The organism is Streptomyces sp. NPDC005722, assembly GCF_040630935.1.
GTDB lineage: Bacteria > Actinomycetota > Actinomycetes > Streptomycetales > Streptomycetaceae > Actinacidiphila.
This window is the reverse complement of sequence record NZ_JBEXYN010000052.1, coordinates 1-10,884: the sequence shown is the minus strand read 5'-3', so window position 1 is coordinate 10,884 and position 10,884 is coordinate 1. Positions and strand designations below refer to the sequence as shown.

The window sequence follows — 10,884 nt, the reverse complement described above, 5'->3', positions numbered from 1 at the left end:
CGGTCACGGCCGCCACCGGCCCCGCGACCGCGCCGATCGCATAGCCGTCGCGAGGCCGGTGGCGGCGCTCGTGAGCGCCCTCCGCCGCGCTCGCGGAGGACGCCGGTCCGTGGGGTGGGAAGGCATGCGCCCGTGCCCGGCGCCGCCGCCCGCCGCGACGGCCTCCGCCCGGAATGCGGTGGTCCCCCGGGCGTACCCGGGGGCCGGCCGCACCCTCCGGGTCAGATCCGCTGGATGATCGTGCCGGTGGCGAGGGCTCCGCCGGCGCACATCACGATCAGCGCGAACTCCTTGTCCGCGCGCTCCAGTTCGTGCAGCGCCGTGGTGATCAGCCGGGCCCCGGTGGCGCCCACGGGGTGGCCGAGGGCGATCGCGCCGCCGTTGACGTTGACCTTCTCCAGGTCCTGGTCGAAGACCCGGGCCCAGGACAGCACCACGGAGGCGAAGGCCTCGTTGACCTCGACGAGGTCGATGTCGTCCAGCGTCATGCCGGCCTTGCCCAGCACCGTGCGGGTCGCGTCGACCGGCCCGTCCAGGTGGTAGTGCGTGTCCGCGCCGACCAGGGCCTGCGCGACGATCCGGGCCCGCGGCCGCAGCTTCAGCGCCCGCGCCATCCGCTTGGACGCCCACATCACGGCCGCCGCGCCGTCCGAGATCTGCGAGGAGTTGCCCGCGGTGTGCACGGCCGTCGGCATGATCGCCTTCAGCCCGGACAGCGCCTCCATGCTAGTGTCGCGCAGCCCCTCGTCACGGTCGACCAGCCGCCACATGCCCTGGCCGGCGAGCTGCTCCTCCTCGGTCGTGGGCACCTGCACGGCGAAGGTCTCCCGCTTGAAGCGCTCCTCGGCCCAGGCCCGCGCCGCCCGCTCCTGGGACAGCAGCCCGAACCGGTCGACGTCCTCGCGGGTCAGCCCGCGGCGCCGGGCGATGCGCTCGGCGGCCTCGAACTGGTTGGGCAGGTCCACGTTCCACTCGTCCGGGAAGGGCTTGCCGGGGCCGTGCTTGGAACCGCTGCCGAGCGGCACCCGCGACATGGCCTCGACGCCGCAGCCGATGCCGATGTCGATCACCCCGGCCGCGATCATGTTGGCGACCATGTGGTTGGCCTGCTGCGAGGAGCCGCACTGGCAGTCCACGGTGGTCGCCGCCGTCTCGTACGGCAGCCCGCAGGCCAGCCAGGCGGTGCGCGCCGGGTTCATGGACTGCTCCCCGGCGTGGGTGACCGTACCGCCGACGATCTGCTCCACCGCGTCGGGCTGGATGCCGGTGCGGCCGAGCAGTTCGCGGTACGTCTCGCCCAGCAGGTAGGCGGGGTGCAGATTGGCGAGCGCGCCGCCGCGCTTGCCGATGGGGGTGCGTACAGCTTCGACGATGACGGGTTCAGCGGCCATGTACCTCGTCCTCTCCTCGGCCGCGGGGCGTCCCGGCGCCCACGGCAGAACTAGTACGCGTTCTAGTTCTGCCCAGCAGTCTGATTACCGGCGGTACGCGGGCGCAAGGGGCGTGCACCAAGCCGGCCGATCCGCACCGCCACGGGCCTTGCGACTTGAAGGGGGCGGGGCTACCGTCCACAGGCACATCTGATGCCCCGTCAGAAGACGGTACGCGGGGACGCACCGGACCACGAACCGGAAGACCACCGAACCGGCACCAGAACGCGACCACCACCGACCGGCACCAGAACGGAACCACCACCGGACCGGAACCAGCACAGCACCAGAACCAGCACCAACACCAACACCGGACCAGGAGCCAACCGGACCAGGAGCCGCCGATGTCCGCCTCGCCGCCGCCCCCCTCCTGCCCCGCCCTCCCCGACGGCTTCGACTTCACCGACCCGGACGTCAACCAGGAGCGCATACCGCTCCCGGAGTTCGCCGCCCTCCGGCGCACGGCACCCGTCTCCTGGATCCCCCAGCCCCATGGCCTCGCCGGCTTCGGGGACGACGGCTACTGGGCGGTGACGCGGCACAGCGACGTCAGGACGGTCTCCACCACGCCGGAGACCTTCTCCTCGCGCACCAACACGGCGATCATCCGCTTCAACGAGCACATGCAGCGGGACCGGATCGACGCCCAGCAGCTGATCATCCTCAACATGGACCCGCCCGAGCACACCCGCCTGCGGCAGATCGTCCAGCGCGGCTTCACCCCCCGCGCCATCCGCGCCCTCGAGGACGCCCTCCGCCGCCGCGCCGAGCACATCGTCGCGGGGGCCGCCGCCCACGGCACCGGCGACTTCGTCACCGACATCGCGTGCGAACTGCCCCTCCAGGCCATCGCCGAACTCATCGGCGTCCCGCAGGAGGACCGCAGCAAGATCTTCGAATGGTCCAACAAGATGATCGGCTACGACGACCCCGAGTTGGCCATCACCGAGGAGGTCGGCACGGAGTCCTCCATCGAGCTCATCTCCTACGCGATGAACATGGCCACCGAGCGCAAGGCCTGCCCCGCCCACGACATCGTCACCAAGCTGGTCGCCGCCGAGGACGAGGGCAACCTCACGACGGACGAGTTCGGCTTCTTCGTCCTGGTCCTGGCCGTCGCGGGGAACGAGACCACGCGCAACGCCATCACCCACGGCATGCACGCCCTCCTCACCCACCCCGACCAGTGGGAACTCTTCCGCGCCGAGCGCCCGCGCACCGCCGCCGACGAGATCGTCCGCTGGGCGACCCCCGTGACCTCCTTCCAGCGCACCGCCACCCACGACACGGAGCTGAGCGGCACCAAGATCCGCGAGGGCGACCGGGTCGGCATCTTCTACGCCTCCGCCAACCACGACCCCGAGGTCTTCACCGCCCCCGAGGCCTTCGACATCACCCGCGACCCCAACCCCCACCTCGGCTTCGGCGGCGGCGGCCCCCACTTCTGCCTCGGCGCCAGCCTCGCCCGCCTCGAGATCGACCTCATCTTCAACGCCATCGCCGACACCCTCCCCGCCATCCGCCTCGCCGGCGAACCCCGCCGCCTCCGCTCCCCCTGGCTCAACGGCGTGAAGGAACTCCGCGTGACCTACACCTGACCCCGGGCGTGCGTTTGCTGGCCACCGGGTATGGCAGGGTAGGGTGTGCTTTCGCATGTCCAGCGGGCGTGTAGCTCAGCGGTAGAGCGCTGCCCTTACAAGGCAGATGTCGGCGGTTCGAAACCGTCCACGCCCACCAGCCCCAGCACATGGCAAAGGCCCAGGTCATCCGGCATGAGTCCGGAAGCCTGGGCCTTGATCTTTTGCCGCCTATGAAGGCCGCCGTGCCACTCACGTGCCAGATGGATCGGCGTCGGTCGCCTTCACCCGCCGGATCTGGTCGTCCACGTGCCCGGCCAGGTCCCCGCCGATACCCTCCTCGTCGCCCACTTCCACGACCTTCGGCACACCGGCAATACCCTCGCCGCGACGGGCGGGGCCTCCACGCGAGAGCTGATGCACCGCATGGGGCACTCGTCGGTGCGGGCCGCGCTGATCGCAGCTTCGACTACGCATGGGAGCGCGGGACTCCCGCCGTCCGATGACCGCCGACCTGCACTTGTTCGCCGAGGCTTTCCCGGAGCTGGCCGCCGACATCTTGCGCCTGCTTGAGCCGGACGGTGGGGTCCTCAGCGAGCAGGTCCCGACGCTGAGGTACTACGGCGTATGCACCTGCTCGGCCACGTGTCACAACCTTCGGACGTCACCGCAAGGTTCACCCGAGCCCTACATCTGCCAACTGGAGGAGGACGGCGAGGCGGTGATCTGGCTCAACCTCGACCCGACTGGAACCGCCATCGTCGACATCGAGGTCCTGGACGGGAGATCGCTGGAGCCGCATTACCAGCCAGCACCGGCGGATACCTGACTGCGGAGAGCTGATCACGTGAGATAGAACGGCGACATGGACGTCGCTGAACTGGACCGACTGCTGGCTGAGGCCTTCGATCACGCTGTCGTGTACCACGGATACACCGACTACATGCGCGACTACGAAGTCATCGTCTACATGACTGCGGATCCTCGAACCGGCATCGAGCCGGCCCATCGGAGGTACCTCTTCAGGTACTGCGTCGAGGCCCGGTGCGAGTCTTCTGTGCCGCCCGAGACTTGGCGTGCCTCTTTGGACGACCGGCTCATCGACCACGAGACGGGTGCTGACCTCGATGGTTATGTCTGGGGCGTCAAGTCGCATTGCATGTACCCGGGCGCGTCGATTCTCCCTGAGTCAGAAGCGGCTCGCCGTTGGTCCCGTGCCACCGGGCTCGACTTTCATGAGGTCTGCATCGAGACGAACGCGCACCGGCTGACCTTGCTCTTCTCTGACCTGCGCGTCAGCGAGGTTCCGACCGGATACGCCCCCTTCACGACGGACTGAAGGAGACAGGTCGTGTGTGCAAGGCTGGACGCATGGCCCGCGTCGACTACTTCAACGACCCGAACGCCCCGAAGGCAAACAGCATCGTCCCCTCAGTCACGGCGGTGGCCCTCAACGAGTCCGGGGAGATCCTGCTCATCCACAAGACCGCAACAACCTGTGGGCCCTGCCAGGCGGAGGCGTCGACGTCGGGGAGTCCGCGCCGGCCGCAGCCGTACGCGAGACGAGGGAAGAGACCGGGTTCGATATAGAGGTGACCGGATTGATCGGCATCTACACCAACCCGGCGCACGTCATGGCCTACGACGACGGCGAGGTACGGCAGCAGTTCTCCATCTGCTTCCACGCCCGCATCACCGGCGGCAAGCTCCGCGCCAGCAGCGAGAGCATGGAAGTGGTATTCGTCCACCCGAGCAAGCTGGATGGACTGAGCATCCACCCGTCCATGCGGATGCGGATCGACCACGGATTGGCCACTCGCGCCGAGCCCTACATCGGCTGATCGACGAGGCGGGCCTGCGTTCTCTCTACGGCTGCCCGCGGGTACGGGCGCGCGTTGCTGATCGCCGTGTGCACTTCGCTGCCCGGCTCGTGCCGGACCAGGATCTCGTCCATGCGCTGTTCGAAGTCGAAGGCCTGGCCGGCGGGCCCCGTCGTCATGTCGGCACAGATGAGCGCATCGAGCAACGGGGAGTCCTCCCGCTCATACACGGCCAGCTCCACCGACAGTCCCCGCTGCTCCGCTTCATAGACGGCACCCGAGTGATGGGCGACCAGGCGCACGAGCCGGTCGGGTGCACCGAGAGATTCCAGGTGCCGAGCACCGTCGACCGGATGAAAGCCGGTGTCCCTCAGCTCCGGGGCGTAACCAATGTCGTGCAGCCACGCGGCAGCCACGAGGAGATCACGCTCACCCGCCGGCACGGCCGCGGACACCTCGCGGGCACGCGCTGCAACGGCCTGCGTATGCAGCCATCGGTTCCCAAGCGGCGGCAACGCCGACTCGGCCACTTCGGCCGCTCCATGGGGCGTGTCCAGCGCAGAAGGCATGGACCGCACGGTAGCCGAGGACCTTGGACACCCGACAGTCCTGGCACTTCATGAGTTGATCAAGGTGCAGTAGAGCCTCGCCCCTCTATGCTTCAGCAGGTGAGTACATCGCAGGCATCGGCGTCAACGACACCACTGCACTCGGTATCCGTGGCCGGAGCCGTGGTGCGCGAAGACGGCCGGCTCCTGGCGATCCGCCGTGCCGACAACGGCACTTGGGAACTCCCCGGAGGCGTCACGGAACTGGACGAGGCACCCGAAGACGGCCTCAAGCGCGAAGTCTGGGAAGAGACCGGCATCCACGTCGAGGTCGACCAACTCACCGACGTCTACAAGAACACCACCCGCGGCATCGTCGCCCTGGTCTTCCGCTGCAAGCCCTCCGGTGGCATCGAGCGCACCTCCGAAGAGTCCACAGCCGTCGACTGGCTCACACCAGAAGAAGCCTCCGAGCGGATGAGCGAGTCCTACGCGGTCCGCCTGCTCGATGCACTGGACGGAGCAGGGCCACACGTCCGGAGTTACGACCGCCGGCAACTCCTGGAGGCATCAGCATGACCAGCAGTCCCAAGCTCCCCAAGCCGAGACCCTTGCACGAGCTGAAGGACGTACACGACTACCTCGATGACGTGCGCCTACGGCCAGACATGTACGTGCGAGGCAGTTCCATCCATCACCTCGCCTCGATCCTGTACGGGTACCGCGTGGCATGCGAGATCAACGGGATTCCGTCGACGACAGACTTCGACCCCGGCGGACCGTTCAACAAGTGGCTCGGGCTGCGGCTCGGCTTGGGCTACGAGAGCTCCCTGGGCTGGTCGAGGGAGATCGAACTGGCAGCAGAAGCCACGGGCACTCCGCCCCTGGACCTGTTCTTCAGCCTCTTGGACGAGTTCCGCCTCGAACGCGGCGACGCGGCGCGGTAAGACTTTCTCTACTTCATCAAGGCACCCGGCGTCGCTCACGCTCCGCCGGGCGCGCGGCCCGCGTCCGGCCGCGCCCACGCTCCGGCCTCCGTCCCGCTCGGCGCAGCCGCCCGCCGCCGCGCGCCCACAAGGTAGGCCGGAAGGGCATGAGGTCAAAGCCGCGGTGGCTGGGGCGGCCGGCGCTCCGATGCTTTAGGCAGCCACCATGGGGCGAGCCTCGAAGATCGGGGCCCACATCGGGCTATTGCGGGCAGCTCCAGAGACTGCCCGAGTCGCGGGAAGCTTACGGGCTTCCGATCTCTCGCCCCATGGCAGCTCCCGCCCAAAGCCTCTACGCCCCGGCCGTGTGGCAGCGTGCAAGCCGTTCCGCCCGATGCTGTGCACCCAGGAGACGGGACGACGTGGACCAAGACGTTCAGTTGGTGCAGGACTTTGCGGCCGGCGTACCCGGCTTCGAAGACCTATATGACTCGCACGTGTTCAATGAGGACGGCGTCCTTCCGATCGCGTTCTTCTGGGACGTCGCTCAGGAAACCGTCACGTCGTTCCTCGGAGGAGATACCGAGTCTGATTGGCGCGCCACACTGCGGTTCTTGGAGGATCAGCTACAACGGGACATCCCCGAAGTAACCGAGACAATCGGCTGGTTCCTCTACTACCTGCCGTGGCCAGATCAGCCTGGATACGGCCTCGTGAGCCATCTCGGTCCGCCCATGAGTGCCAAATTCGCCGTCGTGAGGCCGTCGGGCTAAACGGTGCGGCCGGAGCAGCACTGCTGGGAGCACGGGCGTGCCACAGCCGCGCCAGGTGAGGCGGTGCCGGGCGGGGAACAGCGGCGATAAGGCCACGTTGCCGCAGGTCAGCGTCAGCCCAGTTGAGGCGTGGTCCGCAGCCTCAGTCTTCCCCAAACTGGGGATCTTTCTGCGAGCGAGCACTGTCGGCTACGTGCGGACCCATTCCGCGACTTCCGCGGCACCACGGCGGACGGCCCAATCCGGATCGCCGGCAAGAGCAGCACACGCAGCCGAAACGCCACGACCCGCCTCACCTGGCGGCCAGGCCACATCGTGCGCGGCAGTCTGCAACCAATCGCCATGGTTGTCATCAGCGCGAGCGACAGCACGGGCCACAAGCCGCACCACAGCCAACGACCCCTGCCTCAGCAGGGCTTCTGCCGTAACCCTGGCCACGAACGTGTTCTCTGGATCCAGCAAAAGGCGTTCCAGAACGGCCGCAGCAGACGCCGCTCCCGCGTGCGGGGCGAGTCGCGGGCCAGCAGCGGCCCGCACGGACCTCGAAGGCGACAGACCGTCCTCGATCGCCTCAGTAAGATCGCCACTGCTTGCGAAACTTGGCATGCTGGCATGTTGCCACGACAGGGCTCAGCCCGACCCAGTCAGCAATACGGGTTAGGCACGGCGCAAGCATCGACTGAGTGTCTTACTGCGCTACAACGACCCCGAACACGGGCGCACAACCACGGACGGCAGTGCCTCACATCAGGGCCCATCTGGCCAGGGTGCGGCGAGCCGTGAGTCAAACCTGGACCGCCCATGCCGGGCAACCGTATGGGCAGGTCCGCCCGGCGCTCGTGGAGGCCTTGGAGAACGAAGACGCCGGACGGATGGAGCCACAACTCGTCGACCTGTTCGCTAGGCAGATCTCAGAGGGCACCGAACCGCCGATTCTGACGTCTACACGTGACATCAACGACGACGGACAGCGGTAACCCCCAGCATTCCCGGACAGCCTCAGGGCTAGGTCTTCCGGCGTTATCGCGCGCCCCGGCCCGAACTTACAAGGCAGATGTCGGCGGTTCGAAACCGTCCACGCCCACCAGCCCCAGCACATGGCAAAGGCCCAGGTCATCCGGCATGAGTCCGGAAGCCTGGGGCCTTGATCTTTTGCCGCCTATGAGGGCCGCCGTGCCACTCACGTGCCAGATGGATCGGCGTCGGTCCCCTTGACCCGCCGGATCTGGTCGTCCACGTGCCCGGCGATCTCGTGGTCGCGGCCGTTGACGAGGTGCTGATAGATCAGCGCGGCCCGCACCGACGAGTGCCCCATGCGATGCATCAGCTCTCGCGTGGAGGCCCCGCCCGTCGCGGCGAGGGTGTTGCCGGTGTGCCGCAGATCGTGGAAGTGAACATCACCGAGGCCGGCCGTAGCGATGGCGCGCAGCCAGATCCGCCGGAAGTTGTTCCGCCGCAGCACTCCCCCGCGCGGCCCGACGAAGATCCGACCCGTGCGGCCGGGCTCGGCGTAGTCGGCCAGGTGGCCCGCCAGCTCGACCGTGAGGGATGCGGGGAACGCCACGGTGCGCACGCCGGCCGCGGACTTGGGAGCCTTGACCGTCAGTCCGTCCGACCGGGTCTCGGCGACCGCCCGGCGGACCGAGATCGTGCGGCGTTCCAGGTCGACGTCCCACCGCTGGAGACCGGCCAGCTCCCCGAAGCGCAGCGCCGTGAAGGACGCCAGCAGGATCATCATGCGGTAGCGCGCGGGTACGGCGTCCGCGAGCCGGAAGACCTCCACCACCGACAGGAACGGTCGCTCGGCACTCGGGGCGGTGGCCCCGCCCTTGATCCGGTACGGATTGCGCTGGACCAGGCCGTCGTCCACGGCGGTGTTCATGATGGCGCGGAGGATCTGATACGCCTTGGCGACGGTCGCCCCGCCGACGCCCTGGTCAAGGAGGGTAGTCCGCCAACGCCGCACCTGAGGGGTGGTGATGTCCCTCAGCGGCACCGCGCGGAAGGTCGGCAAGAGATGTGCAAGTTCAGCGCGCTCTCGTTCCGTTCGCGGGTGGTGGCCGCATAGTCGCGGTCCTTGAACCAGGTCTCGGCGTACTCACCGAACGGGATCTTGACGTCGCGGTTCTGCCAGTCGCCGTCGAGGATCTTGGCCTCTTGTTTCACCAGCCAGCGGTCCGCGTCCGTCTGACTGGCGAAGGTCTTGTCCGCGGTCCGCATCAGCCCATCTGGGCCCCGGTAGCGCGCCTGGACACGTCCCGAAGGCAGCTTCCGCACCGACCCAAAGCGACGACGTCGCCCCTTGGAATTCGCCATCAGGCCACCGCCTTCAGCCGCGCAGTGCCGCTCATAACCGGCCGGACCGTGTGGTCCGCGATGAAGGCTTCGACCGCGCTCTCAGGGATGCGGACGTGGCGGCCGACCTTGACGAACGTGATGCGGGGCTCGGCGATCAGGCGCCGGAAAGCGCACTGAGGTGCCGAGCATCTCGGCCACCTGGTCGACGCTGAGGTATCGGTCCTTCATGCTGCGGCTCCTTCCAGGGCCAGTTGGTCGTGCAGGGCTTCACGTGCGGTTTCGCGGTTGAGCTGGAGGTCCCGTGCGATCGACGCGGCAAGCGCGGATTCGCCGGGGTGTGGCCGTGGCCGGCGTACTGCCAGTCGGCCAGGACCAGAACGGTGTCCGGCTCGATGTCCTCCAGCCCGAGGTCCGCGTGCTCTTGGGCGGCGCGGTAGTCGGCGCGTTCCTGGCGCAGCGTGCCGAGGGTGATGGAGTAGCGGCGGGATTTGGTGGCGAAGTGGCCGCGGAAGCCGAGCATGTGTGCCCACGCCCAGAGCCGCCGGTCGGGGTAGAGGTCGTCCAGGTCGCGGCAGGCTTGGAGGAGGCGGCGTGCGTGGTCGGGCACCTGGTGGCGGTCAAGCTCAGCGAGTTCGCCGATGCAGCGGTCGAGGGTGCCGGTGTTCTCGGCGGCTTTGGTGGCGTACTTGGCGACGTAGGAGGCGACAGCCTGCTCGGTGATGTCCGAGCCGTCACCGAACGCCCCGGGTCTCGCCAGCGCTGACCCCGCCGACAGGCCTGCGCCTGTGCCGCCGGTACAGCTAGCCGAGGACGAGCAGGGCGAGCGAGAGCAGAAGCGTCGCTGCCGAGCCGACCACGAAACAGAGGGCCACTCTGCCGCTCCCCACATTGTCGGGGGTCAGCACGTTGCCGGGTTCCCGCGGATCGTAGACCACCTCAACTACGCCGCCTACGCGCGCAGGCGGGAAGTTGAACGGCCCGATCGTCGTACGTACGCCCTCGCCGCTGTCCGTCGTGAACTGGACCATGAGCATGACGCTTCCGTTCGGCCCCCCTCCAATGTTCACACACGTCGCCCGAGTCCGGACCCCGCGCTTACGCAACGCATTGCTTCCCTGGCGAATGCGCCACGAGAGCCACAGGACAGGAATCGACACAACGGCCACCGGAATCGCCGGACCGAACACCGCATCCCCCCAGAGACAGCCACAGGGGCCGCCAAGCGGCAATGACCTTCGCAACCTGCAGCAACCGCGCCTCACCTTAAGGCCGTTGGTCCTCGCCTGTCACGAGGTGATCCACATGTCCAGCACGGTCTGTCCGAGTCGTTGCCGAGCCTCACGTGAGGCTTGGTGTTTCGGCCTGGAAGCATGCTTGGCCGCTGCCCTAAACGATCATGAAACGATCCCTGCGCGGTAAGACTTTCTCTACCTCATCAAGGCGCTCCCGCCGCGCAGAGCGCGGCGGCGCGCGGCCCGGCGCCTCGGGCCGACGCTCCAGTCTTCGCCCCGC

Annotated in this window: 9 protein-coding genes, 1 tRNA gene and 5 pseudogenes; 9 read left to right on the top strand and 6 right to left on the bottom strand. The window is 68.0% G+C overall.

Annotated elements, in window-relative coordinates:
• Nucleotides 1–221 precede the first annotated feature (221 nt).
• Nucleotides 222–1,391: a steroid 3-ketoacyl-CoA thiolase gene (locus ABZ479_RS36045; protein ID WP_500465486.1), complete on the bottom strand. Its 1,170-nt coding sequence runs from the start codon at nt 1,389–1,391 to the stop codon at nt 222–224.
• 383 nt (nt 1,392–1,774) lie between these two features.
• Here ABZ479_RS36045 and ABZ479_RS36040 point away from each other — a divergent pair, with 383 nt between their 5' ends.
• From ABZ479_RS36040 to ABZ479_RS36015, 6 genes and pseudogenes are all read left to right on the top strand, one after another.
• On the top strand, nt 1,775–3,028 hold the full coding sequence (locus tag ABZ479_RS36040; RefSeq protein WP_500465485.1) for a cytochrome P450: 1,254 nt from the start codon (nt 1,775–1,777) through the stop codon (nt 3,026–3,028).
• A gap of 64 nt (nt 3,029–3,092) precedes the next feature.
• Nucleotides 3,093–3,167, top strand: a tRNA-Val gene (locus tag ABZ479_RS36035).
• Nucleotides 3,168–3,355: 188 nt separating this feature from the next.
• Nucleotides 3,356–3,580 (top strand): annotated as a pseudogene (locus tag ABZ479_RS36030) (hypothetical protein); the annotation flags it as partial.
• Entirely contained in the window at nt 3,510–3,836 is a 327-nt protein-coding gene (locus tag ABZ479_RS36025; protein WP_500465484.1) for a hypothetical protein, read from the top strand. The pseudogene ABZ479_RS36030 and the gene ABZ479_RS36025, both read left to right, overlap by 71 nt.
• Before the next feature lie 36 nt (nt 3,837–3,872).
• Complete coding sequence (locus tag ABZ479_RS36020; RefSeq protein ID WP_500465483.1) at nt 3,873–4,346, top strand: YxiG-like protein; 474 nt, start codon at nt 3,873–3,875, stop codon at nt 4,344–4,346.
• Nucleotides 4,347–4,378: 32 nt separating this feature from the next.
• A pseudogene (locus ABZ479_RS36015) lies at nt 4,379–4,848 on the top strand (NUDIX hydrolase).
• Here the strand turns inward: ABZ479_RS36015 and ABZ479_RS36010 are convergent.
• Nucleotides 4,836–5,396 (bottom strand): HD domain-containing protein, encoded by a 561-nt coding sequence (locus tag ABZ479_RS36010; protein ID WP_500465482.1) that lies wholly within the window; start codon nt 5,394–5,396, stop codon nt 4,836–4,838. The pseudogene ABZ479_RS36015 and the gene ABZ479_RS36010 overlap by 13 nt on opposite strands.
• A gap of 87 nt (nt 5,397–5,483) precedes the next feature.
• On the opposite strand from ABZ479_RS36010, the gene ABZ479_RS36005 reads away from it, so the two are divergent.
• From ABZ479_RS36005 to ABZ479_RS35995, 3 genes are all read left to right on the top strand, one after another.
• Nucleotides 5,484–5,954, top strand: coding sequence for an NUDIX domain-containing protein (locus ABZ479_RS36005; RefSeq protein ID WP_500465481.1), 471 nt, complete (start codon nt 5,484–5,486; stop codon nt 5,952–5,954).
• The gene (locus ABZ479_RS36000; RefSeq protein WP_500465480.1) at nt 5,951–6,322 is read left to right on the top strand and encodes a hypothetical protein; all 372 of its coding nucleotides are present in this window, start codon (nt 5,951–5,953) and stop codon (nt 6,320–6,322) included. Before ABZ479_RS36005 ends, ABZ479_RS36000 begins: the two co-directional genes overlap by 4 nt.
• Nucleotides 6,323–6,723: 401 nt before the next feature.
• On the top strand, nt 6,724–7,074 hold the full coding sequence (locus ABZ479_RS35995) for a hypothetical protein (protein ID WP_500465479.1): 351 nt from the start codon (nt 6,724–6,726) through the stop codon (nt 7,072–7,074).
• Between the two features lie 1,180 nt (nt 7,075–8,254).
• On the opposite strand, the pseudogene ABZ479_RS35990 reads toward ABZ479_RS35995, so the two are convergent.
• The 4 genes and pseudogenes from ABZ479_RS35990 to ABZ479_RS35975 all read right to left on the bottom strand — a co-directional run bounded on the left by ABZ479_RS35990 (nt 8,255) and on the right by ABZ479_RS35975 (nt 10,400).
• Nucleotides 8,255–9,390 (bottom strand): annotated as a pseudogene (locus tag ABZ479_RS35990) (tyrosine-type recombinase/integrase).
• Nucleotides 9,390–9,600: pseudogene (locus ABZ479_RS35985) on the bottom strand (helix-turn-helix domain-containing protein). The pseudogenes ABZ479_RS35990 and ABZ479_RS35985 overlap by 1 nt, the downstream one beginning before the upstream one ends.
• Nucleotides 9,597–10,114: pseudogene (locus tag ABZ479_RS35980) on the bottom strand (replication initiator); the annotation flags it as partial. The pseudogenes ABZ479_RS35985 and ABZ479_RS35980, both read right to left, overlap by 4 nt.
• A 58-nt stretch (nt 10,115–10,172) precedes the next feature.
• Nucleotides 10,173–10,400: a hypothetical protein gene (locus tag ABZ479_RS35975; protein ID WP_500465527.1), complete on the bottom strand. Its 228-nt coding sequence runs from the start codon at nt 10,398–10,400 to the stop codon at nt 10,173–10,175.
• Nucleotides 10,401–10,884: the final 484 nt, after the last annotated feature.

Bases quoted from the DNA above. Each gene is read 5' to 3' on its own strand.
- ABZ479_RS36045 (WP_500465486.1), bottom strand. From the start codon at position 1,391: ATGGCCGCTGAACCCGTCATCGTCGAAGCTGTACGCACCCCCATCGGC.
- ABZ479_RS36040 (WP_500465485.1), top strand. From the start codon at position 1,775: ATGTCCGCCTCGCCGCCGCCCCCCTCCTGCCCCGCCCTCCCCGACGGC.
- ABZ479_RS36025 (WP_500465484.1), top strand. From the start codon at position 3,510: ATGACCGCCGACCTGCACTTGTTCGCCGAGGCTTTCCCGGAGCTGGCC.
- ABZ479_RS36020 (WP_500465483.1), top strand. From the start codon at position 3,873: ATGGACGTCGCTGAACTGGACCGACTGCTGGCTGAGGCCTTCGATCAC.
- ABZ479_RS36010 (WP_500465482.1), bottom strand. From the start codon at position 5,396: ATGCCTTCTGCGCTGGACACGCCCCATGGAGCGGCCGAAGTGGCCGAG.
- ABZ479_RS36005 (WP_500465481.1), top strand. From the start codon at position 5,484: ATGCTTCAGCAGGTGAGTACATCGCAGGCATCGGCGTCAACGACACCA.
- ABZ479_RS36000 (WP_500465480.1), top strand. From the start codon at position 5,951: ATGACCAGCAGTCCCAAGCTCCCCAAGCCGAGACCCTTGCACGAGCTG.
- ABZ479_RS35975 (WP_500465527.1), bottom strand. From the start codon at position 10,400: ATGGTCCAGTTCACGACGGACAGCGGCGAGGGCGTACGTACGACGATC.